Source organism: Methylophilus sp. 14, from assembly GCF_015354345.1.
In the GTDB taxonomy this organism is placed as follows: domain Bacteria; phylum Pseudomonadota; class Gammaproteobacteria; order Burkholderiales; family Methylophilaceae; genus Methylophilus.
This window is the reverse complement of sequence record NZ_JADKYS010000002.1, coordinates 468629-492385: the sequence shown is the minus strand read 5'-3', so window position 1 is coordinate 492385 and position 23757 is coordinate 468629. Positions and strand designations below refer to the sequence as shown.

At 44.0% G+C, this 23757-nt stretch carries 26 protein-coding genes and 1 pseudogene; 15 read left to right on the top strand and 12 right to left on the bottom strand.

Annotated elements, in window-relative coordinates; all coding sequences use genetic code 11:
* Nucleotides 1–58 precede the first annotated feature (58 nt).
* The 4 genes from INP78_RS07650 (at nt 59) to INP78_RS07635 (ending at nt 4131) form a co-directional block, all read left to right on the top strand.
* The gene (locus tag INP78_RS07650) at nt 59–970 is read left to right on the top strand and encodes a LysR substrate-binding domain-containing protein (RefSeq protein ID WP_194741571.1); all 912 of its coding nucleotides are present in this window, start codon (nt 59–61) and stop codon (nt 968–970) included.
* A 16-nt stretch (nt 971–986) separates the two neighbouring features.
* Nucleotides 987–1073, top strand: coding sequence for a D-alanyl-D-alanine carboxypeptidase family protein (locus INP78_RS14700; protein WP_194741755.1), 87 nt, complete (start codon nt 987–989; stop codon nt 1071–1073).
* Between the two features lie 437 nt (nt 1074–1510).
* Complete coding sequence (locus tag INP78_RS07640; protein ID WP_194741570.1) at nt 1511–3772, top strand: nitric-oxide reductase large subunit; 2262 nt, start codon at nt 1511–1513, stop codon at nt 3770–3772.
* A gap of 26 nt (nt 3773–3798) precedes the next feature.
* Nucleotides 3799–4131 carry a cupin domain-containing protein gene (locus tag INP78_RS07635; protein WP_194741569.1) on the top strand — a complete coding sequence of 111 codons (333 nt, stop codon included), beginning with the start codon at nt 3799–3801 and terminating at the stop codon, nt 4129–4131.
* A gap of 129 nt (nt 4132–4260) precedes the next feature.
* Here INP78_RS07635 and INP78_RS07630 read toward each other — a convergent pair whose 3' ends face one another.
* Entirely contained in the window at nt 4261–4839 is a 579-nt protein-coding gene (locus INP78_RS07630; RefSeq protein ID WP_194741568.1) for a hypothetical protein, read from the bottom strand.
* A gap of 240 nt (nt 4840–5079) precedes the next feature.
* Nucleotides 5080–5394: a DUF1905 domain-containing protein gene (locus INP78_RS07625; RefSeq protein ID WP_194741567.1), complete on the bottom strand. Its 315-nt coding sequence runs from the start codon at nt 5392–5394 to the stop codon at nt 5080–5082.
* Between the two features lie 331 nt (nt 5395–5725).
* Here INP78_RS07625 and INP78_RS07620 point away from each other — a divergent pair, with 331 nt between their 5' ends.
* A complete protein-coding gene (locus INP78_RS07620; RefSeq protein WP_194741566.1) occupies nt 5726–6787 on the top strand; it encodes an exodeoxyribonuclease VII large subunit in 1062 nt (353 codons plus the stop codon).
* A 334-nt stretch (nt 6788–7121) separates the two neighbouring features.
* Here the strand turns inward: INP78_RS07620 and INP78_RS07615 are convergent, their stop codons facing one another.
* From INP78_RS07615 to INP78_RS07595, 5 genes are all read right to left on the bottom strand, one after another.
* Nucleotides 7122–7805, bottom strand: coding sequence for a hypothetical protein (locus INP78_RS07615; RefSeq protein WP_194741565.1), 684 nt, complete (start codon nt 7803–7805; stop codon nt 7122–7124).
* A 256-nt stretch (nt 7806–8061) separates the two neighbouring features.
* The gene (locus tag INP78_RS07610; RefSeq protein ID WP_194741564.1) at nt 8062–8790 is read right to left on the bottom strand and encodes a hypothetical protein; all 729 of its coding nucleotides are present in this window, start codon (nt 8788–8790) and stop codon (nt 8062–8064) included.
* A 216-nt stretch (nt 8791–9006) separates the two neighbouring features.
* Nucleotides 9007–9636 (bottom strand): hypothetical protein, encoded by a 630-nt coding sequence (locus tag INP78_RS07605; RefSeq protein ID WP_194741563.1) that lies wholly within the window; start codon nt 9634–9636, stop codon nt 9007–9009.
* A 79-nt stretch (nt 9637–9715) separates the two neighbouring features.
* Nucleotides 9716–10483, bottom strand: coding sequence for a LytTR family DNA-binding domain-containing protein (locus INP78_RS07600; protein ID WP_194741562.1), 768 nt, complete (start codon nt 10481–10483; stop codon nt 9716–9718).
* Nucleotides 10480–11622: a sensor histidine kinase gene (locus INP78_RS07595; protein ID WP_228522737.1), complete on the bottom strand. Its 1143-nt coding sequence runs from the start codon at nt 11620–11622 to the stop codon at nt 10480–10482. Before INP78_RS07595 ends, INP78_RS07600 begins: the two co-directional genes overlap by 4 nt.
* Nucleotides 11623–11756: 134 nt before the next feature.
* On the opposite strand from INP78_RS07595, the gene INP78_RS07590 reads away from it, so the two are divergent.
* From INP78_RS07590 to INP78_RS07560, 7 genes are all read left to right on the top strand, one after another.
* Complete coding sequence (locus INP78_RS07590) at nt 11757–12143, top strand: hypothetical protein (RefSeq protein ID WP_194741561.1); 387 nt, start codon at nt 11757–11759, stop codon at nt 12141–12143.
* A 13-nt stretch (nt 12144–12156) separates the two neighbouring features.
* Nucleotides 12157–12558, top strand: a complete 402-nt coding sequence (locus INP78_RS07585) for an SH3 domain-containing protein (RefSeq protein WP_194741560.1) — start codon at nt 12157–12159, stop codon at nt 12556–12558.
* Between the two features lie 191 nt (nt 12559–12749).
* Nucleotides 12750–13025 carry a hypothetical protein gene (locus INP78_RS07580; protein ID WP_194741559.1) on the top strand — a complete coding sequence of 92 codons (276 nt, stop codon included), beginning with the start codon at nt 12750–12752 and terminating at the stop codon, nt 13023–13025.
* Between the two features lie 148 nt (nt 13026–13173).
* On the top strand, nt 13174–14334 hold the full coding sequence (locus tag INP78_RS07575) for a hypothetical protein (protein WP_194741558.1): 1161 nt from the start codon (nt 13174–13176) through the stop codon (nt 14332–14334).
* Nucleotides 14331–15041, top strand: coding sequence for a hypothetical protein (locus INP78_RS07570; protein WP_194741557.1), 711 nt, complete (start codon nt 14331–14333; stop codon nt 15039–15041). Before INP78_RS07575 ends, INP78_RS07570 begins: the two co-directional genes overlap by 4 nt.
* A 127-nt stretch (nt 15042–15168) precedes the next feature.
* Nucleotides 15169–15747, top strand: coding sequence for a PEP-CTERM sorting domain-containing protein (locus INP78_RS07565; protein WP_194741556.1), 579 nt, complete (start codon nt 15169–15171; stop codon nt 15745–15747).
* Between the two features lie 391 nt (nt 15748–16138).
* Entirely contained in the window at nt 16139–16828 is a 690-nt protein-coding gene (locus tag INP78_RS07560; RefSeq protein ID WP_228522736.1) for an alpha/beta fold hydrolase, read from the top strand.
* Nucleotides 16829–17022: 194 nt separating this feature from the next.
* Here INP78_RS07560 and INP78_RS07555 read toward each other — a convergent pair whose 3' ends face one another.
* Together INP78_RS07555 and INP78_RS07550 are read right to left on the bottom strand one after the other, a co-directional pair.
* Entirely contained in the window at nt 17023–17772 is a 750-nt protein-coding gene (locus INP78_RS07555) for a hypothetical protein (RefSeq protein WP_194741554.1), read from the bottom strand.
* Nucleotides 17760–18680, bottom strand: coding sequence for a hypothetical protein (locus INP78_RS07550; RefSeq protein ID WP_194741553.1), 921 nt, complete (start codon nt 18678–18680; stop codon nt 17760–17762). Before INP78_RS07550 ends, INP78_RS07555 begins: the two co-directional genes overlap by 13 nt.
* A gap of 95 nt (nt 18681–18775) precedes the next feature.
* On the opposite strand from INP78_RS07550, the pseudogene INP78_RS07545 reads away from it, so the two are divergent.
* Nucleotides 18776–19077: pseudogene (locus INP78_RS07545) on the top strand (transposase); the annotation flags it as partial.
* A gap of 369 nt (nt 19078–19446) precedes the next feature.
* Here INP78_RS07545 and INP78_RS07540 read toward each other — a convergent pair.
* The 3 genes from INP78_RS07540 to INP78_RS07530 are packed head-to-tail and all read right to left on the bottom strand — an operon-like array spanning nt 19447 to nt 22273.
* On the bottom strand, nt 19447–20247 hold the full coding sequence (locus INP78_RS07540) for a tetratricopeptide repeat protein (protein WP_194741551.1): 801 nt from the start codon (nt 20245–20247) through the stop codon (nt 19447–19449).
* A 14-nt stretch (nt 20248–20261) separates the two neighbouring features.
* Entirely contained in the window at nt 20262–20900 is a 639-nt protein-coding gene (locus tag INP78_RS07535) for a response regulator transcription factor (RefSeq protein WP_194741550.1), read from the bottom strand.
* Nucleotides 20891–22273 (bottom strand): histidine kinase, encoded by a 1383-nt coding sequence (locus INP78_RS07530; protein ID WP_194741549.1) that lies wholly within the window; start codon nt 22271–22273, stop codon nt 20891–20893. Before INP78_RS07530 ends, INP78_RS07535 begins: the two co-directional genes overlap by 10 nt.
* A 334-nt stretch (nt 22274–22607) precedes the next feature.
* Between INP78_RS07530 and INP78_RS07525 the strand changes: the two genes are divergently transcribed.
* Both INP78_RS07525 and INP78_RS07520 read left to right on the top strand, forming a co-directional pair.
* A complete protein-coding gene (locus tag INP78_RS07525; RefSeq protein ID WP_194741548.1) occupies nt 22608–23012 on the top strand; it encodes a hypothetical protein in 405 nt (134 codons plus the stop codon).
* A gap of 86 nt (nt 23013–23098) precedes the next feature.
* Nucleotides 23099–23755, top strand: coding sequence for a hypothetical protein (locus INP78_RS07520; protein ID WP_194741547.1), 657 nt, complete (start codon nt 23099–23101; stop codon nt 23753–23755).
* Nucleotides 23756–23757: the final 2 nt, after the last annotated feature.

Genomic DNA, 23757 nt, shown 5'->3' with positions numbered 1-23757 from the left:
CTAGCCAGCCAAATCAAATGAGATAATCTGTGCATTCATTAAAGAAAAACTATCCCACATGAAACTACCCTCCTATCTGAATGCTTTGCGTGCATTTGAAGCTAGCGCAAGAAATAAAAGCTTTTCTGCTGCAGCCAATGAATTAAACGTAACGCCCGCTGCAGTAGGTCAACTTGTGCGCGGCTTAGAGGATTGGCTAGGTGTTGCATTGTTTCATCGCAGCACAAGCGGAAAAGAGAGGCTAATCACAACGGCTCCAGCTAAGCGCGCCCTACCTATTATTCAGGAGGGATTTGAGAAGTTGAGTTTAGGTATCGAAACACTTAAAGAAGATGCATTGGCTGGCGCGTTAACTGTCACGGTCAGCCCAGCATTCGCCACTAAGTGGTTAATGCCTCGTATTGATAGATTCCAATCGAGGAATCCTGGCACCGATGTTCGACTGGATATAAGCTTAAAATTACTGGATTTTATTTCGCACAATATTGATATAGGCGTGCGCTATGGAAGTGGATCATGGCTTGGTTTGAATGCCGAATTATTGATGCATGAGGAATTATTTCCGGTGTGCTCTCCAGCATTGATATTACGAGACACTAAACCTATCTCCGACACCTCGTTTTTTGAATATCACACTCTCATTCACGACCTATCACTGGGAGACAATCTTGAATTCGTCACCTGGAATAAATGGTTTGCTAAAGCAGGCATTCCTATCCCCATCAAGAATCGAAGTATGCAAATCAACAATTCTGCAGCTGTATTGCAAGCAGCAATTGATGGACACGGAATTGCTTTAGCTCGTAGCGCCATGGTAGCGGACGATATAGCAAGCGGAAGACTCATTCGCCTGGTACCAGACATCTCCTACACATCTGAGCTATCTTATTTTGTCGTCTACCGCGCGGACCACATATCGATACCAAGAATCCGAGCCTTTAGAGATTGGTTGATCCAAGAGGCCCGATGAATACCATTAAAGCCTATTGCGTGAAAATGCAAACGAGTTTGGTTTTTATATGTCCTACCCACCAAATAACCCAAACATGCTCCAATATGAACCATGGCACTAGTGCTTTCCCAAAGAACCAACACCACAGACATCATCAGAGTAACGCCTGCTTTGACAGTTGGATTATGAATATTTATACTAAATAAGCATCCATCACTTCCCCGAGGAAAGTGATGGTTTAAGCCTAGCATTCCTCCGAGTGTTAGGCTTTTTCTTTATCAGTCATTGCCTCCACTTGAATGAGTCCTATCACCTGGACCAAGCCAGCGATTGCCAACGGGGAGTCACCAGAAGCTCGAGCCATTCAAGCGTGCCCGGGCGATTCTCAAACGTCTAAATATTGTTTTTTAAGAATCCATTTATTGATCTATCGCAAGCTCAAAGAGGGACATATTTTATAGTCTAGACTTGCATCATCGTCACGGTCACATTAATAATGCACTGTGCAAATTGTATTTATTTTGTACAGCAGCCTCTATATAAGAAAGAGAGCGTTTCATGGGTATATATAAAAAGCTTTGGCTCATCCTCATTGCAGTACTCATCGTTACATTTACTATTCTGGGCTATATGGGCGCCGAGGTTTATCGTTCAGCACCACCGATTCCCAACAGCGTGATGAGCAATGACCATCAACTTGAATTTAAAGAAGCTGACATTCTGACGGGGCAATCACACTGGCAATCAATTGGTGGAATGCAAATGGGCTCAATATGGGGACATGGCGCTTACCAGGCGCCAGACTGGACTGCCGATTGGTTACATCGTGAATTGATCGCTTGGCTGAATTTAGCAGCTCAGGAAACCTATAGTTCAAGTTATGACATGCTGGATCCGGTTAAACAAGCAGGCCTGCGTGAGATGCTCAAGCAAGAATATCGCAGCAATCGACTGGATGACCAAGGCATCTTGTCACTGACACCACGTCGCGCTAAAGCGGTGCAACAAACCGCCGCATATTACGGAGCATTGTTTTCTGATGCACCAGAGCTTAAGAAAACCCGTATCGCATATGCCATGAAAGACAATACATTGCCCGATGCGAAGGCCAGGCAAAAGATGGCATATTTCTTTTTCTGGACATCGTGGGCAGCAGCAACCGAGCGTGCCGAGGGAGCGGTAACATACACCAATAACTGGCCTCATGAGCCCTTGATCGCCAACAAACCGAGCAGCGAGAATATCCTTTGGTCCATGGGCAGTATTGTATTTTTGTTGGCTGGCATAGGGCTGCTAATTTTAGGCTGGACAGCATTACGCAAAGAAGATGATGTACCTCCCAAAGCAGGCAAGCTTGATCCTATTACCAGTTTCGCATTAACACCCTCGCAGCAAGCCCTAGGAAAATACCTGTTTATTGTGGTTGCCTTGCTGATATTCCAAGTGTTTATTGGTGGGTTTACTGCACATTACACGGTAGAAGGCCAAGAGTTTTATGGCGTTGACGTATCACAATGGTTTCCCTATTCACTCACCCGTACCTGGCACATCCAGAGTGCTTTATTCTGGATCGCCACCGGCTTTCTGGCCGCTGGATTATTTTTGGCACCGATCATTAATGGCGGCAAAGATCCTGCATATCAAAAACTAGGGGTGAATATTCTGTTTATCGCTTTACTGATTGTGGTCACAGGTTCTTTCCTTGGCCAATATTCAGCGATCGCTCACCTAATACCAACTGCATTTAATTTCTGGTTTGGGCATCAGGGCTATGAATATATAGACCTTGGCCGTTTCTGGCAGATTGCATTATTTGTTGGCCTGTTATTGTGGCTAGGTTTAATGCTTCGCTGCATGATCCCCGCGCTTAAGGCAAAAGATAGCGATAAAAATCTACTGGCATTATTGACCGCTTCGGTGATTGCGATTGGTTTATTTTATGGCAGTGGCCTGTTCTATGGTGAACATAGCAATCTCTCGGTGATGGAATACTGGCGTTGGTGGGTTGTGCACCTGTGGGTGGAAGGTATTTTCGAGGTATTTGCCACTGCAGCGTTGGCCTACATTTTTATGTCACTTGGCCTGGTATCTAGGTCTGTTGCAACAACCACTAGCTTGGCATCAGCATCGTTGTTTATGGTTGGTGGCATTCCGGGTACGTTCCATCACCTTTATTTCTCTGGAACGACTACGCCAGTTATGGCAATCGGCGCCAGTTTCAGTGCGCTAGAAGTTGTTCCTTTACTTGTGCTCGGTCATGAAGCGTGGCATCACTGGCACTTGCATAAACGAGCAATATGGCTTGAGAACTTACGTTGGCCTTTATGTTGCTTTGCAGCGGTCGCTTTCTGGAATATGCTGGGCGCAGGCGTATTTGGTTTTCTAATCAATCCACCTATTTCTCTATATTACATTCAAGGGCTCAACACGACAGCGGTACACGCTCATGCTGCACTGTTTGGTGTATATGGCTTCCTTGCTATCGGCTTCTGCCTGCTAGTGTTACGATATATCCGCCCGCACGTAATCTTTAACGAAAAGCTAATGAGAACAGGCTTTTGGGCGCTCAATATCGGATTATTGTTAATGATATTTACCAGCCTCTTGCCGATTGGTTTTATGCAATTCCAAGCCAGCTTTAACGAAGGCCTCTGGTACGCACGTAGTGAGGAGTTCATGCAACAACCATTATTGCAAACCCTAAGATGGGTAAGAACCTTTGGGGATGTTGTCTTCATTATTGGGGCCTTATCCATTGCAAGCCAAGTTACACTGAGTCTTTTGGATAGGAAGCCGTACCATCATATAAGTACTGTTTAATTACAATTGAGCAGAAGGGTTTCCATATGAGCATTCAACACTACGCGCCAGGTGAAGTGATCAACATTAGTCCTGATGGCGCCAAATTTGAGTCTGCCAAATCGGAAACCTTAATACGCGAAAGCCATATTGAGGTTTTCAGGTTTATTTTAAACGCAGGCAAAACCACACCAGAGCATACAGCAGCCGGTGCTGTCACTATTCAGTGTATTGAAGGTGAGGTTGAATTGAATCTGGCAGGACAAATCAGAGTCTTGAAAGCAAATAATCTAATTTATTTGAGTGCGGGAGCCGCCCATACAGTTAAAGCTCTTTTGGACAGTACGCTACTGATTACCATCTTACTTCAACGCGAATAATACAAAGCAGGCTATGATGTAGGAAGCATCGTAAAGAGCAAAACTGAAACAAGGACTCAAATTGTCATGATCACAAACGTGGAGCTAAGGGGTCGCGCTCTTTTTGCGCAGTCTCGCGTGAGCGCAGAGTTAGGCTGCAACACGAGAAAGACCCGCATTAATGGCAGCCGCGATCCCAAGTAGCACAAATGGAAATAGTAAGGAAGACAAGCCTAATAGCCTGGTACTCCCTCGAAGCCTGATGTATTGAATTAGCTGCCACCCCAATATACCTAACCACCACCACACAAGCAGAGACTCCAGACTCAGAGCAGGACGTTCAATCATTCCCCCAATTGAAAGGAAAACGACTAAAAGAAAAGCGAGTTGGAACTCTCTGCGTAAACGAAGACTTGGTGGTTCATTTTGCTCTACGGAAACGACTACTTGGGCCAGTGAAGATACTGTGGCAAGCAGTAGAGCATCAGCCATCGCTGGGCCAATGTGAGGGTTTTGTACATGGATACATTGTGCGAGCGGCTCGGAAAGAAATGATCGATAGAACACTACTGCATCTAACAGAAAGCCCTTCCACTTGAACACAGTCTCGCTCAATGATGCAATTGCTCCAGATGCCGTAAACGCGGAGATGATCAGCCAAAAACGAAGTATCCAAGGATACTTTGGCCAAGCCTCTAGCACCTCATCAAAATCAGATTTGAGTCCCATATTTCCCTTTGCTGCTTAACGTAAAAGTGAGAGGCTGCCGGGGTACGAAGCACGAAGGAAACCAACAAGCTCAGCTTGTTGCCTGTCCCTCTCGACTGCAGCTTTAACGGTCTGGCGGCCAATCATCTGTTGTTCAGCTCTTCCAGAAACTCGGGATCAATCCACGCGGACACAACTTTGCCTGAATGAATGGGCACAACCGCGGGCAATACAAGACACGATTGGAACTCATTCTCTGAGCTAGCCAATGACATCAGATGCAAATTCATTAGTTGCAACTTTGATAGACACATCTAAAGTGTCTCCAACTTTGATGTTAGCAATTCTGCAGAAAGGTAAAGTCAACTCAACAAACCAGTCAGATTGATCAGAGCTACCAATCTTTTTAAGAGTTTTCCGCCCTGTTTCATAACCATCAATTATGACCTCCACAATATTGGAACCAGTTTGATTCCAAGCCTCTACGATATAGAACGGAATAACAACAAAGACAGGCAACCGTGGATCGGTTAATTGCAATACAGCCTGAATGGTAATAGGAAAGTGAATTGTCATAAATTAAATTATGATTAAAAATATTTAAATTAGCCAGAGATTAATTAGAATATAAAAATTAGTTCCACTGCTAATCACTGAATCCTTACCACGACGGTATTTAGCGTATCGATTGGCAGTTTTTAAAGTAATGGAGGGATACATAACGCATGAAGACTGGTAATACAACGAAAACTTGTGATTGAGACTTAAGATGATTAAAGCCGGTAAAACAAGACCATCCTAAAACAGCTTGTATCCCCTTGATTCATATAGCCGACCACTTGAGGTTGCCATCATTAAATGAGGGTAGCAACCTACCGTCATTTGAATAAGAAAAACTAGAGTTATCATGATCTACACTATCAACACGTTAAACCAATTATTTAAATCAATCACAGAACAAGCCATTAATCTGACCAAAGATCATCATGGCCATCTTATCCAGGTGGAGGGTGAAATAGGTGATGTCACCGTCAAGAACTATGCAACCCTGTTCGGCGTTAAGTTATCGCAAGGTACTGATTACGTCAGTCTGGATATCCCAAAGACACTCATAGAAGGCAATAGTATTTATACGAAACAGTATGTGAAGGTCACCGGAACCATCAAACCCGATATTTCTAGTTACACACACAATAAGCTTCAATTCAAAATAGATGTGACTGCGATTCAGGCAACTGAATCCCCTGTACAGAGTGAAAAGCACAGGGAGAATCAAGAGAGAGTTCAGAAACTACTAAACCTCAATCCTGGCAGCAGATCATTTCCACTTAAAGAACGTCTGTCGATTACTTATATCACTGGCATTCATTCAAAAGTTGAAGATGATTTCAATAACGCGCTATTACCTATAAATGATTTTATTCAAGTTAAGCCAGTGTATGTGAGCATGCTGGATAAGGACGCAATTACAAAAACGATTACAGAGGCCAAGGGAGACATTCTCGCAATCATTCGTGGCGGTGGCAGCGCTTCGGAATTTCAAGTCTTCAATGAACCAGAAGTAATGACTGCCCTTGCTGAATTTAAGGGGTACAGGACTGTGGGCCTGGGGCACGCATCAGACGCGACATATTGCGATCTTATTGCTGATTTTTCTGGCGATACCCCCACGCAGCTTGCGGTAGATATCCGGGAAAAATATGAACAATACCTTAAATTGCTGAAAGACCGCATGCAGCAAAATCAACAAATTCAAAATCTTAATCAGCAAGTTTATGGATTTAAAGCTGAGATCGAGCGAATGAAAAAAGAAACCCCAATCCTTGCTCCAACAAGAGAAATTCCAATTCAGAAAAATACAAACAGCAAAGCAGGTATGGTGATAAACGCTGTCTTGGTGATTGTGGTGATTTATCTGGCGTACACGTATATTTTTAATCACCATGCGATAAATCAATTAATTCAGTGAATTAACTAATCTATTTACACAAACCTAGTGATTTATCTACAGAAACTGTGAAAGCAAAAAAGCGCCTGCAATGATAGTTCTGAGCTTATCGTCTCAAAAGTAAACGTTATGCGACTCTCGCTTACCCCCACCAGGGCAAATCCCCACACGCTAAACCAACATAATGGCCAACGATTACCACCAGATCGTTTATCGGCCAGCTCCGGTTTGCATACCTTCGGCTCAAGACGTGCGACTATGGGCAGAGTTTCGGGCGCAAGTGGTAAGTATCATGCACATGGGCGATTCCAATCTAAAAAAATAGATTTGAACCTCGCCCCTGGTATCTTACTGCTCAATATCTATTAAATCGGCGTTTCTTGACTATTAAAGCCATGAATCCACCAATTAACATCATCGCCCAAGTATCTATTTCTGGTACAGGAGATGGGACATTTCGAACCAACCAACTTCCCATTGGGCCCCCACCAAGCTTAATAGCCCCGTTCGAAGACATTGCCGTATAGATTGAAGAGTTGATATAGCTCGTAATTTGGTAATTGATAACTAAATATGAGTAGCGGAAATATTCATCTGGTTGATCTAATCCATACATACCAAGTGTCCACTCCTGCTGTATAACCCCTGCATTATCAGTGGTCATAAGTACACCGAACTTATGGATGACATCGATAATGGAACTTGTAGCTTCGATCGAATAAATTGTGCTGCTATCAGCATAATATGGAGCAGTTGTATAGTTCTTGCCAATCTCCAAACCTAAGGAATTAAACAATTTTGTTAAATCAGACAAGGTGGCATATCTAAACCCCAAATCTAACAAACCTCCCCAGTTGCTTTGAATTTCATAAACTGTTCGCCCATTTGTATAGGTTAAATCTAACCACTCAAGGTTATTAACGGTGTCGTATGAAATAAGCCCGTCATCTGAGTTAGGTATTAAATCGCGCTCTTGAATTGCGGCAGAGACATGCGTACAAAAGACTGAGATGGCTAGACTGACAATTAACTTGAACATTGGTGATAGGCCATATAACGAAAGCCTGCAAGTATACGTAGGCTCTATCCCGTTAAAGTAGTAGCTAGTGCTGAGTTCATTAAAACTTAACTACGGTAATCGCAATTCTTGTAGGCTAGCTACACAAAAAAAAGACCCAAAGCGTTAACCTTGAGTCTCTCATGAAGCATTGCCAGCTAACAATCGAATCTGATTACAATACCAAGTCACTTCCGCATGTTCAAGTCGCAACTCCAACGCTAAGCCAACACAAGAGCTATTCTAGAATTACGCACAACTCCTCCGAATTAACAACGGCCTCGTAAGCTTTTCGAAGAGTAATTGATACCCGCTCTGCATAATCAGCATTATAAATACGAGCAGGGTGTTGGAGTGACTTTAAAAATACAGTTCCGCTTAGCTCGCCATGACCCACTATTAAATGGGCCTTTACCTCTCGATGGAAGCTATTAGAGCTTGCTGTCCGAACCCGTACATTTTGTTTTTTTAAATCAACCAAACAATAATCTTTCTCAATCACCTGAACCAAAGCCTGATATGCTCTTGCATCAAGGGCGACGATTATTTTAGGGTTAACTTCCTTCAATACGCTTAAAACTATCTCTTTCCCTTCATTAATCCTTACCGAAGGTACCTTTGATGAGTCTGGATTTTGAATCCAATCAAAATTAATAAATGCAAATAGCTTATTTGCACCCTCAGCTAACGGAATTTGCAGCATTGTCTCGACAATTGGCTTCAATGAAGTTCTAAAACCATTACTCCATTCTTCAAACGGCTCCTTAAATTCAAAATTCCAATAAGCACCATCACCGTCAGAGGCCCGTTCAGAATATGCCGTATCAGTGTTACCACCACCTGGACTTGGTCCTACGAACACGAGTGGCGCGTTGGATGCTCCATAGCAACCTTCAGGAAAAATAGTATTAGGTTTTCCTTTTGCCTTTTGATGCTGTAATCGATCACGGAATACCTGAAGACTCACGTAGACTCCCTTATGACATAACGTTTGAGTAAGGGCCCCATTAGGTGTCCCCGTTGAGGCGTGTGGACTACCCCACACCTCAATACAAATCCAAAATTGCTCACCAAGTCAACAAACGGACAACGACTTCTATCGGGATTACCGTCGCCATCCAGAAAACCCTGTAGAGCATCGAAAGGCGACGAGTCTTCGAGTACGTCGGGTGATTTTGAGTACTTAATTAAATCTTAACTCGGGCATTATGTCTTGATAGCTTAACTGTAAATTCTTGACAAAACTCACGTCATCTTGACTCTGTTCGATTCTTGCCAAGACCATCGCTGTCATCAAATTAAGAGCGTTTGAATTTCTGACAATTTGAATTACCAACTTCTCCGGGTAGCTATTCACATGACGTGAGAGAGCTAAATAACCATTATGGATATGATTATTCATACCCCTCCACGCAACCTCTTTGAACTCTTCAAGAGTTTCCCCTGGACCTTTAACACCAGACCTTTTTATTTTCTCTAACATTTTGGTGATTGTTGGAAAGTCTTTAGGTGGATTATCAACAGAAATGCTTCCTGAGTAGCTTTGAATGAAGCTATCCGGTGCCGAAAAATGAAGCCACATCAACCTTACGACTGACTCAAACTGCATCCGCAGTATTGCTGTAGCAGTGCCATCCAGTTCTAAATCATACAATACGCGTAATGATTTGGCATGCTGAAAGGAAAGGTCACTACAGATTTGTGTGATTTGATCTTTATTATTTGTAGACTTATATGGTGTGAATCTAGAAATAATCTCACTATCAAGTTGCTCAGATCGTTCTAAAATAAGGTGCACATGGCTATCTGACATTATCAGCTTCTTCTGAATTTTTCCTAACAATGCACTAAATCAAAGCCATCAGCAAGTCAATGCGAAATCCAAAAGTCGTTTAAAGCATATGTGCTAACTTCTTAGCGTAGGATCGACCGACACGCAATTCAGTACCATCACTCAGAACGACTATTAATGTTGAAAAAGGTGCTTTCTTTAGCCGTGCAATAGCATCTCTTCTGATCATCCAGCTCCTGTGAATTCGGAGAAACTCATCAGGATCTAGTCGTTGCTCGAGCGAAGTCAGTGTCTCGTGGTGAAGATAGCTGCTACCAGACACATGAATGCGCACATAGTCGCGCTCAGCTTGAAGTCGAATAATATCATCCTGAGAGAGGCGAACGTACTCTCCCAATGACTTCACCCATAACTCATGCTTGTGACGCGTATGCGGCTTGAGGGCGGCTTTTAGCGAGGCAATCACTTCCTGTAGCTCAGCAATCTTATCCGTCTGGAAGCGGCAACCAACGGCAGACCTGGCCTTTTGCATGGCAGCAAAAAAACGGCCTGCATCAATAGGCTTGGTTAAATAATCAATCGCACTGGCTTCAAATGCACGCAAGGCATACTGGTCAAATGCAGTCACAAACAAGGTAACCGGTGGGGAAGCTTTCAGCTCAGCCAGCATGTCGAAACCACTTCCGCCAGGCATTTGTATATCCAGCAGAAGAATATCAGGAGTCTCTTGCTCTATTTTAAACTTAGCCTCGGCGGCATGTTTTGCCTCATCGATGCGATCCACCCACTCAAGCTTACGAAGCAATCTGATAAGGCGTCGTCTAGCCAAAGGCTCATCATCTACAACCAGTACATGCAACCCCGTCATTGTATTCTCCAGGGCAGATATATTTCTGCTTGATAATGCCCAAGCGTCGTCTCACCGGAGGAAAACTGGCTATTGCCGTCAAAGCGTAAACGCAGTCGCTCTGCCACATTTTTCAGGCCTACCCCCATACCCAAAGGAGCCTTGTAAGAGCCTTGCAACTGAGGCATATCGTTTTCTATCAAGAGGTGCAAACGGTCAGACTCGCGTCGCGCGGAAAGGGAGATGTTGACATGCCCTGTGGAAGCACCAACCCCATGTTTAATCGCATTTTCAATGAGCGGCTGCAGAATCAGGCTTGGCATCAATGCCTGCTTCGCCTCCTCAGAAATATGAATTTCAAAGGTCATTCGATCCTGAAAGCGTTCACGCTCGATTTCCAGATACTCTTGCTGCAAGGCTATTTCATCCGCCAAGGTCACATCACTCATAGGGTCCATGGAAAGCGTTGTTCGCATGAATGTTGAGAGTGAGAGAACCATACGCTCGGCACGCGTGGCGGCGCCCTCCTCGATAAGCCCGGCTATTGAATTCAAGGTATTGAAAAGAAAATGAGGATTGATTTGATAGCGAAGCGCCTGCATCTGCGCGTTTAAGGATTCTTCGCGCATAGCAGCAAGCTGACGCTCTCTGTCCACGATTTCAAAATTATCGATGACGGCCACAAAAAGACAGTTCCAGCCAAACAATATAGATGCGCCTTCGATCAGGGTATAACCGGAATACATTGGATCAAAAGTAACCGCTTTGGGATACTGACAAATTGTGTAGTTAATAAAGTCAATTCCAGTATAAACGGGTGCTGCCAGCATGGTCATACCAAAGCAAAGCAAGGCTTTTTGCGGAAACGAGAGTTTTCGCAGGTGTATCAGTAACCTGGCCATGCCATAAGTCATCACCCCGCTAACTCCGAATAACACAAGCTTTAGTGGAGCCGAATCAATCGGGTCAATTTTGATGAAATAGCCAAGTACGCTATCAGCAAAAAACATGCATATCCAATAGAGTATGTTGAGACGAAATGCGGCCTGTATGACGCCACATGTATCGTCTGATTGGCTTGCTACGCCATCTTTAACTGCTGTATCCATGTCAGTATTATCACTTACCACCAGCGTTAACCTCATGTCGTTGATCGGCATTTTTGAGCCATTCGTCGATTATCTTGTCATTGGTACCGGCCCTACGCACGACTATCGAACATACAAAAAAATTCGCGACCCTCCTGAATATAATCCATCTTCAACAGTTAACACAATCAGCACAAGGGGTGGTTATGAAGAGTACTTTACTACGTTTGACGGTCATTTTTGCCGTGGCTTCACTATTGACCGGATGCATTGCTGCTTTGGCACCAGCAGCCGTGGTTGGCGGACAAAAGTCAGGCGCATTTTCTGAAAACGAAGACGACTTGTATAAACTGATTGCAAGACAATATGGTGTTGACCGTGCGAGTTTCAAGATCAGCGATATTGACCAGCAAAAGCACTGGAACACCACCGAGACATACTTTAATGTCAGCTTTCAAAGCGGAAAAAAACTGCGGTGCAATGTCTCAAGCGCTCTAGGCTCTAATGGTGACATGGCGTTATGCGACGATCTAAACGCATCAGGCGCAAAAAAGTGTGACGCCTTGTCCAAAGCCGCACATCAGTGCAAATAATAAGGAAAACGTCATGCGCACCTTAGCTTGTGTATTGTTGCTGATGCTTTACTCTGAATCCCGTGCTGACCTTGCCTCTGATTTGCGTCAGTTAAGAAGCACCATATCCGAAACAGCCAAAACCAGTAAAGAATTGGGTAGCTTTGCCGGGAGCACCGAGGACTCTAGGAACAGTGATGCCAACGAGAGCGCAGGCACCACTAGGCAAGGAGTCAAAGAGGGCGACATTCTGGTAGCAAAAATTTCCAATATCAAGCTATTCAAAGAGCCTTCAAAGAAATCCGTGTCCATCGGGACCTTGAGTAAACAAGATGAAATGATCTACACCGGCAATCAAGTAGATGGATTTTATTCTGTAACAACTAGTAACAAAGATGATGCCTGGGTAGAAAAAATACTGGTAAAGAAACGCTAGCCATATAGAGAAATTCTCAAACTACTATTTTTACATCCATAGATAATCGGAGACTGTGTGTGAAGATATCCAGTATAACTCTGCCACCCATTGAATCTCGTCATGGGGGGGCTCGTCAACCAGTTGGTCAGGACTCACCGAAAGTTCCAGCAGCAACTACCAGTCTGCCCGCACCTGCAAGAACGCTGAATATGCATAGTGTCTCTTTGCAAGAAATCAACACGCTGATTCAAGCTGGAGTAGATGGATTGCTGGACATTCTGCCTGCCATACCTGGTGCCCTTGTTGACGCTAAGGAGCCATCATCTGACGTCAATGCTAAGGTCGATTTTATCGGGCAGATTGAAGCGCATATTGCCTTCAAACAAAGCAGAGGCGAGAACGTGGATTTTTTAAATCAGGTCCTTAGCAATATCAAACATTTGGATGGGATGGTCATGCCCGTCAGAATCGATACACAGGCTTAAGCATATGCCTTGGCTCCATATCTGTCAGCTGCGCTTGCATCCAACATTCAGGCACTTTGCCCAGTCTGTATTGCCCTTATGGCTTGCCAGATGCTGGTGCCTAATCACTCTGGCTTGCCATACCGCTAGCGCGCACGCGTTTGGAGTTTTGCTGCACTATCAAGGTGAGCCAGGGGATAGAGAGGCTTATTTTGCAGACGTGCGCACCATTTCAAATCGCACCTCGGCTGAACAAATGAAGGAAAAGACAGAGATAAGGGAAATAGTGATTACCGCGGTATATGAACATCCCAGCAAACCGGAATTTGTACATATGAAATTGCAGTTTGCGTGTCCCATTGCTTTTTCTATGGATATGCAATCCTACAAACTCACAGAGAATCCCAGAAAAATCAAAGCAGGTGATACAGTGACATTCAAGCTGGGTGAGGGGAGTTATACCCTGCGCCGCGCAGATTTAAACTCAGAGCCAGTTCCTGTCAGTAACTGGAAAACATCTACCTCGAGCATGCTCTCAAAAGCAGGAACTATTGCCTGCAATCATATTGAATTCGACCAGGCCTTACATGCCGCCATCCACGACACCGAATTTAATATGGAGGCTTTTTACACACGCATCAGCAAACTCGGATTGTCATCAGAAATGCCTTTACTCGGCCAATCCCTCTCTACTGAATTTCTAGATTTTGCCTGGAGCCAATTATGGCATGACGCAGTTACTGCAGGCAGGCGCCCAGATCCAAGTGGCAAATGGGCAAAGAAAGTGACTCCAGCCGAGAAACTGGCTGCCCTCAAAAAGCTAGACGAAACACAAAAGAGAATGCAACCAGAGATTGAAGCCGCCAAGCAAAGTCTAAGTAACGAGATACAGAAGAGCCAAGCGGAGAGATCCGCCAGAGCCACGCTTGCCACCCGTCCAGATGGTAAGAAAATGACCCCTATAGAATCCAATCTACTGACTTTATGGCGAGGAAGGTCCGAAACCGAGGTAATTCAAGTCATGGGCAATCCTGAATTCAACCAGGTTGGGGAAAGTCGATTCTTGCGATACACCAAATATTGGGAGAAATCCGGTCTCACAGCATACAACGTACGAGGTGAGGTGATTGGTGGCGAGGTGGGCGGGTATGCTGAGTGCTTTGTGGAATTTCAAACCCGACAGAATATGCAAGGGGGATGGAGTGTCGCCGATATCTTGGTCAGATCCGATTATGAAGATGCGGGTTTAGGAAGAACTAAAGACTTATGCCAGGACCTGGCCAGCACAGCCAGCCGCACACTCCATCTAAACACAGGGAAACCCTCATGATTAAAAATCTACTGACAGGCGCTGGATTAGTCAGCACCTTGTTGACCATGCCCGTACACGCGGGATCAAATGTGCAAAAAGACACATTCGATGTACTTGGCTCAGTCATGGATCAAACAAAAAAAGAGATCAATGCTAAAGCGATCCTCAAAGGCAACAAAGAAGATGCAGAGCAATTTAGGGAAAAGCTCGTCGCGGGATGGTGGGAGTTCATGCAGGCAAATTCAACGGCAAAACCAGGCGAGTACTGTACCGCAACCTTTATGCGTGCCAAACGTGAAGTGCGCGATCACGGTGTAGATGGATTCAAGGAAGGCGTCGCCATCACCTTGTTTGGGCCGGGCGGAGATTATCGTGGTGCCCTGCTTGCTTTTACCCCGTTATCAGAAGATCACGTCTTTCCTAGGTTAAATGCCGGGCAAAAAGTACTCATTACGCTCAAGCAGGGTAACGAAATGCCCACCACACTCAACGCCTTCTATATGACTGTAGGTAAAACAGCATTACCTATGATTGCCTTTGCAGTACCCAGTATGGATGATTTGATGACAGTCATGGAGGACAAATGGAGCTTTGAACTGATTTATCAGAATAAATCTATTGCAGATATTGCTTGGCATTCTGGAACCAAAGCTCGCGAAGAACTAAAAAAATGTCTTTTAGGCAAACCCTTTGACGATAAAAGCCGTTTGAAAGACGCTATATGATCATAGTCAAAATGTATATGGTGGAAGCTAGTCATGAGAAGAGTGCCTGGCTTCCAGAAGTAAAAAATTCACGCAAACAGTTTACGCGCACAGCAATATTTATTAACCACTAAATCAGGAGTTCTCCATGATAAACCTCAAGCAGCTTGCTTTCACAAGTACTCTATCTCTGGCAATGGCCACCCCGGCATTTGCGACTGTACTCACGTTTGAAGATGTAGACGTCCAACAAACAGACTCCCCTTTGTATGGCACCGCTCAGTTGAGCGACGGGTATGGCGGTATTTCAGGCTGGCAGTCAGCAGGTGCCGTCTATGGATATGCCGATGGCCTGAATGAAGGGATAGGCGCCAACCTATTTTATGGGAATGGTGGCGAGTTAACCTTCGACAATGCTCCTGTCGTTTTTCAAGGCACATATTATAAATCCTACGGTGCAAGTGACCCGATTGTTAGTATCGAACTTTTCTACAAAGGTATTTCAGTACACTCCATTCAAGACCCCCAATCGGGCAACGGGCTCGTATGGCTAAACTCTGACTATCATGGCCTAGTGGACAGGATTGTACTTAGAGGAGGCGCTGAGGGCATGGCTATAGACAACCTCACCTATGAAGTAAGTGCCGTCCCAGAGCCATCGACATATGGGTTAATTGTGATGGGCCTAATGACTCTTGCGCTGAGAGGTCGGAAATGTAGGAATTAACCAAAGTACTTAATAATACTAAAGACTAGGTGCGTAGCTCTATAAAGGGATTGAATGAAGCAGCATCTATAAGGTGCTATCAAGACTATGAGCTACAGCCATGTAAGTTTTTATATCTAAGAAAAGTCCCCCTATGCTTTGGAACCAAAGTGCATAGTGAACTCACAAGGTATTTAGCTAGCAGGCCGTTTTATAACAGAGCACATTTAAGAGCTTATCTTCATCATTTAGTGTGGTTGAGTTAACACAATTTTCACAACGAGATACAAAAATGAATGTACGGTCATTTTCAACACTCCTAGGGATTTTATTAGCGACTTTAGTATCAGGATGCGCATCCTTACCCAATACTACGACTGAAAAAATACGAGATCGAAACGTCGAGTTCGCCTTGACTAAGCATGACACGATACCTATCGTTTTTGAGAATGGCTTGGGCGGTAGGATGGAATATTGGAATAAGGTAATCCCAAAGATATCAAGTGATACCACGACATTCTTATATAACCGACCAGGCTACGGTAGGAGCGATGAGGTTTCAACACCTCGGGATGGTACTCATGTGGTTGATGAGTTGCGGTCATTACTCCAAAGCAAAGGTTTAAATCCCCCTTATTTGCTGGTTGGGCACTCACTTGGCGGGCTTTATATGCAGCTTTTCGCTCGGCGATACCCCAATCAAGTCAGTGCACTAATACTTGTCGACTCCACCCATCCGGAACAATTCAAAGGTAAAGGAGCGCCAGATAATTGGCCTTCATGGTTCAAGGTGGCATTTAGCCTATGGACATCGAAAGTGGAGAAAGACGAAATGGAATATATCAATCAAACAGGAGAGGCTGTTTTAAGCCTGCCTTCTTTCACCGAAAAGCCAGTCATCATATTGAGTGCATCACAACCAATGAAAAATAAGTCTGAATTGGCAGATTATGCGAACGATAAGCGTAAGGATTTTATGAGGCTTTATCCTGGAAGCAAGCAAGTTTGGGTTGATAGCGGTCATGCGATTCCTTTAGAAGAACCTGAATCTGTTGCCTCAGCCATTCGTGAAGTCTTAATGTCTATAGAGCCCAATAAATGAAATTGTCTTGGTTACGAAAATCTTATATATATTTGATTTCACCCGCGGCTACTATGCGGTTACTAGACATAAAAGGGTTGCGAATTTACGTAACCCTTTTATTTTATTGGTTGCCCATCTGTGAGTAGAACACAGCACCAACGAATTATGAGTCCGGCACTCTGACTGATCGATAGTTGGTAAAAATGAATCGCTCAATTGTAATCAACCAGTAGATATTCTTTGATATCGTTAGTAGCTGCATTCCGAATTGGCTTTACCTCAAGCTGAATTATGGATGCAAAGCGCATGTAGGGTCCAATATGAATGTGAAAAGCATCGTTAATCATAAAGTCTTCAACATTCAATTTAAAAGCTTTATTAGGCTTTATTGGAGTTAGCTCACTCGGATCGCGTACTTGAGTAATTACTGCATGAAACCGAAGCTTATCTCTTATGACGCATTGAATTTTTCTAGGAGGGTCATTTGATTTATTCTCCTTAGACTCCGGATTAAAAACTAATTGCCTTTGCCCATCAAACTCGTATAGATCTTCTTTACCTGATTTTTTCTTCAGATAGGCTCTCAACTCATCTTCTGGAGTAAGAGTCATTTTTACAGAAGCCTCAAATACGTCCTCAGTAAGCTCTTGTAGAACTATGAAATTTAGTCGAGTTTGAAGACTTGCAATTTCAGATCTGACATTTCTTTTGAATTCAGTCAATGTTGGTTTCGAATCACCTAGCTCTAAATTGATTTGTACATCAATGGCTTTTACCACGATTGCTAACCACTCTTTTGAGATTTTAAAATCATATACAAGTTGAAAATATCGTTGTGTTAAACAAGGAACCTTCGCTCTTAACTCTTTCATAGCTTGATTACTGCGGAGGAGCATTTTTTCTATTGAAAACTCTGAATCAACTGGAAGAATAGGACAAGTCACTAATATTATGGATTGCATGTCACACATCCGATCCATATTAAGGCCGCAAGAAAAATTGCGTTAAATCCTGCCATACTCGTTGCGCTGCCGTATGCCACTTTGTCTGGCATCAATTCTTTATTGCATAACGACATGTAAATTTTTGGATGACTTCGGTGATTCTTTACCTCAAAGAAATACGGCCTTCTTCCAAAAGATGAAATGAATACCTCACCAACACGTAAATGTAGCTCTTCTTGATACGCTTTGGGCCCATATAAAATAGCTATGTTTGAGATGTTCAGTCGGGCAGACTTCAATAATCTAAAAAACTGGTCTAGATATTTGATTTTTTCAAGACTTAAATATGGGGTTTTCCGTTCACCTTTAAGAATAGCCCATGCCTTGCAACCATCCAATTGCTCCCATGCTTGATTAGGCTTTAGTTTTAGAAAATACTGATAGATTGGTAGGTACTTATTTTGTCGAACCTGTTCGAAATCAAAGCCAAACAATTTCAGTTCTTTCAAATCAACCATCGTTAAGTTGTCGTGGTAATCAATTTCCAACTCACTAGCAAATTTGTATTTACTCAGGGTGTTTGCAAGACTTATCTGAATCAGTTGAAAAGCCTCCATGGTTAATCCATTTTTCAGTAAAATGTCTTGAGTTGATATATCCGAAACCATATCGTGTAGCACATCGAATACACATTGAAAGCCAAGAGAAAAATTAGCACTTAAAAATCCAGGAAGTTGTGCTACTGAGGTCGCAATCAAAGCGCCTTGATGAGGGAAAGAAGAGTCACCTTTGTACGGTGTGAACATGAGTTTCCAATAATATGCCTGAGGGCCCAACTCATGATTACTTACATGCTTTCTAATCGTATTAGCCTTTATCCCTAGCCATTTCTCTAATACCTGGGAGGTTAATTTAATCTTAGACAATCCTAAATCCAACATTTTTCTGAGTGGTATATTGAATCGCCCCGGCTGCATTAGATACTTTTTAGCCTCATAATTGAGGTTAACAGGAGTATTAAATGAGCAATAAAAGATTCACTGAGGAATTCAAACAAGAAGTGGTCAGATTGATCAACGAACGGCAGTACTCTGTTGCAGAGGTTTCCTCCCGTTTGGGCGTTTCAACACATAGCCTGTACGCATGGCTAAAAGCCTACGGCCCCAATTCGGACGCTTCCCAAGCGAAGACTGCGGATCACGCAGAGATACTCCGTCTTCGCAAAGAACTTAAACGCGTCACTGAAGAGCGTGACATATTAAAAAAGGCCGCCGCGTACTTTGCAAAAGTGTCGCAGTAAAGTACGCATTCATTCGCGAACATCATCGGCAGTCTGATTCTAAATTTTAACTGAACAGAACAGGGATTAGATGCGGGGCTCGGCCCTGCTGACCCTGCACCAATATCGAGCTGTGCCTTAACATTTACTACTTAAATAACTTTTACCTGAATCGTCATCTTGAAATGTCGACTCCCATATAGGCAGGAAAAAATTCCCATATACACAATAAATACATCCTGCAATATGGATTCAGGGCTTGATTTACCACTAGGACCATCAGAAATGATGCAACTCGTTTTTGGCGGGGTAAACCAAACCCTAACCGCATACGGTTAACTGCATATTGACCATTTCTAAAAAGCACCCAATTGGGTGCTTTTTACTTTTGAGGGTAGTTTTAAAGCCGCATCTTAAGAATGAATGTCGGTGCTCTGGGGTTTCCATTGGTTAGAGAGCAGTCTTGCTGAGGCAATGTCTTCTGCCTTCATGGTTTTTGCTAACTGCTCCCGTGCTTGTTGTGCACCTACGTGATCCTGTTTCGCTGCCAGGTCGAACCACATATAAGCGAGCTTGGCATTCTTTTGCAATGCAATACCATCACGATATAACTGCCCTAATTCGAATTGCGCTTTGTGATGTCCCTGCTCTGCAGACTTCCTTATCCATTGCTCTGCCTGAATAATATCTTTCTTAATTCCATTCCCGTCCAGATAATTTTTACCCAGCGCTAATTGCGCTTTATAGTGTCCCTGCAATGCCGCTTTCTTAAACCATGCATTGGCTTTCTCACCATCTGCCTTGACTCCGCGCCCCAGAATATAAAGCCTACCCAAAGCAAACTGTGACATGACATGTCCTTTTTCTGCTGCTTTTTCAAACCACTGAGCAGATTTGACGTCATCATTAGGAACCCCTTGGCCTTGGGCATACATAACACCAAGATTGTACATACTATCCTGATCACCTTGACTGGCAGCTTTCAGGTACCACTCCGCTGCCGTGGCATAGTTTTGCGTCACGCCCTGGCCTTCATCATACATCATGCCAAGGATATGCTGCGCCTGAGCGTTGCCCTCCTTTGCCAATGGCTCAAATTCTTTTAGGGCTTTGGCATAATCTCTTGCAACAAACGCCGCTTTACCTTGTTGAAAATCTGCCCATGCATTGCCAGCCAAAAACAAACTTAATAATCCAATTAAAATCTTGTTCACTCATCCCCCCACTTCTATTCTGTATCAATCAAACCGTGTTTCATGGCTAGCCTTACCATTTCTACGGGACTATTTACCGATAATTTCTGTTTGATCATCGTGTAGTAGTTTGCGACTGTTTTCTGGCTAATTTTCAGCATATCCGACACTTCCTCAACCCGCTTACCTTCAGCGAGCAGACGAAAAACCTCAAACTCGCGTGATGTCAATTGGTGCAAGGGATTACTCTCCCCTATCAATGTTTGCAATGCTACTTTTTGGGCCACATCCTGACTGATAAAAGTATGGCCATTAGAAACATCGAGGACAGCCTGGAGTAAGTCTTCTGCCACACCTGTTTTAGTGATGTATCCCTTGACCCCAGCCTTCAGGGCTTGGGCTGCAAATGAGACCGCTTCATGCATAGAAAAAATGATGATCTTGGCTTTGGGGTAGCGCTGCAAAATGCGTTTTGCCGCCTCCAGCCCACCCATGCCTGGCATTGAAATATCCATTAGCACAATATCTGGCAAAATTTCCCCATAGGCCTGATAGGCTGCCTCACCCGTGCCGGCTTCAGCGACAATCTCTATGGATTTATGTGTTTCCAGCAACCGTCTCAAGCCTGAACGGACCACGGTATGATCATCTACCAGTATGACCCTCACTGCCACGATGCTTGCCCTTTCCAAGACTCATCTGTTCTGAAATTAACTTCTATCCTCGCACCTTGATCAGGGAAGCTGATAATTTTCATGGTACCCATTAAGCCCTCTACTCTTTCCAGCATGCCTGCTAACCCATAACCACGTCGCTGAATAGTGGTATCAAAACCGCGGCCATTGTCTTCCACGAACATAGAAAGGCTACCTTCTGCCTCTTCTATGCCAATCTTTACTTGGGTAGCAGAGGCGTGCTTACTGATGTTAGTGAGACACTCTTGCAAGATGCGATAAATCGTCACATTGACTGATTCATCAGCCTGAATGGTATGGTTTGGAATATTGCTTGCTACCAGAATATTACGGTTGCGATCACGCCAATGATGAATCAACTCTGCCAAGGCAAGGTTTAGTCCTAACTCATCTAATACCGTCGGGCGCAGGCGGGCAAGCAAATCCTGGATAGTAAACATCATCTGCCGGGTGATTTGAGAAATCGCCTGAGCACTTTCCCGCGCAGCGGTTAATTTATTTGCTGCCACTATTGCGCTGGCATCTATGTGTACAGCCGTCAAATACTGGCCAATTTCATCATGAAGATCACGTGCTAACTTTTTACGCTCTTCTTCCTGCAAATGAATAATTTGCTGAGTGAGATGGTGATTATTACGAATACTTGATTCCAGTGTTGTCGCCATTTTGTTGAATTTTTCACTGATTTCACTCAACTCAATTTGTTCGAAACTGGGAAGGCGGCTCTTATAGTCTCCACGCTCAATTTGATTCAAGCCGTGAATAATCTGCTTCACAGGCTTAAAGGTGAATCGCACAGCGTAGTTCACGAAAAAAAGGACGCTTATTCCAAACACTCCAGCAATCGTCAGCAGGCCGGACGTATCCTCCCATATTTCCTTCAACTCATAACTAGGGTCTGGCGTAATCACTAACTCGCCAACAAACCGTCCACTTAAAATAATACTTTTACGTTTCGGCTCACTTAACACACTTGATATATCAAGTAGTTGCACGAACCATTTGGGCGGCTGATCCTCATCAGACTGTAATCTCGCAGCATGATTTGACTCGCGCAAATGACCGTTAACATCAAAAAAGTCCACTTGCAAATGTCGGATATCCGTCAGTTCTTCCAACCGGAAGATATTCGTCTTACCATCTGCACCACGATTCAACCAGCCATAGTCAGTCATATAATGAACAACTTCCGCGTCTAGTAAATGGATCACTAAATTGGTCGTTGACTCCACTTCTGCGAGGACATCCTCACGCGCATTCTTAATCACAGACCCAGCCCAAGACAGCAAGAGCCCAATCAGCAACAGGCTTATAATGAGATGCAGTTTAATCTGTAAACTAAGTGATTTCATGGTCAATGCAGATACTAGCGGGCTTCAATCAAAAGCTATCGGGAATTTTTCCCTCGTTTTCATGGGAGATAGCCTTACAGTAAAACTTGCCGCTGTGGGCCCTGCCGCTTGATTTCATGCATGCGTTTCAAATCAAACGGCTACCCTCAAAAAACTAGTTATTAGCGGCTTTTAATCACTCTGCCTCCTTCACGTTAAGTGCTAAACGGTTAGTGAATAGGTAGGCTTACCGAGACAAGAAATATCTCCGCAAAAAACATAGGAATATTTCCCTTTGTGGGCGTTCTGAATTTCTGTCATATTTCAATAACACATTGATAGGGAGCACCTCGTCATGAAACTGGCCCATTCGCTAACATTTGCAGTTGTGTCACTTACGTTGTGTCCTGCCTTGGCTTTGGGCAATCCTTTACAGGGCACCTGGGAATGGGTGAATATCAAAAACAGTTGCCGCGAGGAATATATTTTTGGGGTTGATGGCACCGGCTTCATTACCAGTGGGGATGAACGCTCTGTGGCCAGTTATACCATCAGCGAGAAACCAGACGCCAATGGTTACTATGCTGTGACGCTTAAAATCGTGGAAGATAAAGGTGGCCAAGATTGTGGCGAAAGCGTGGAAAATAATACCGGGGAAAGTTACCAGAAATATGTCATGTTTCACCCCTCTGGCAAACTCTATGTCTCCTGTGACACCCCCGACACCAGCAGCTGCGTAGGCCCCTTCAAGCGTATTTAACCAATCCCAAAGGCGTGAAAGCGTACGTTCGTTCATTTAATATTCTTGTGTTATGCATGGCATGTGCATGCTTCATCTGCGGCATCATGTCCGTACTATCCAGGGCAGAAACAGTATTCTCCATCATCCAGCCTGGTAGTCCTCCTACTGAAAATCAACGCTTATTCGCCCGGTTAGCGCCGGGCATACAGGTCGAAGCAGAACCAGAACAACATGCCTTAACTGACTTTGAGTGGGTAGCGCATGGAGAATATCAGCTAGGCTTGACGGACACCTTCCTGATTCAAGGCGTGGTCCTGTCCATACATCGTTACGATATAACTCATCACGATGACATCTCTGACATTTCACCCATGGATATCGTGATCGGCTGGCAGAAAATGTCCAATCCCGAGGTCCTAAGCCAGATACATATTGAACAGGACAATCGTTTCTACTTCTGGCATGTGGATGAGTTCCCAATCCCGCGTCACGAGATTGAGTTGTATAGTACCAATCTACATCTGATTCCCCATGACACCGTGATCCGGGAAAAACTATTCACATTGAAACCAGGGGATGTCATCAGCCTGCAAGGCCATTTAACCGATGTCAAAAAACCGGATGGATTTATCTGGAGTACTTCGCGGGTGAGAAATGATGACGGGGATGGGGCATGCGAAATATTATTGGTCCGCCATCTAAGCCTGATTAAATCGCTTACTGAAAATATTGATCATACCCAGATTAACCCTCAGCATTGATG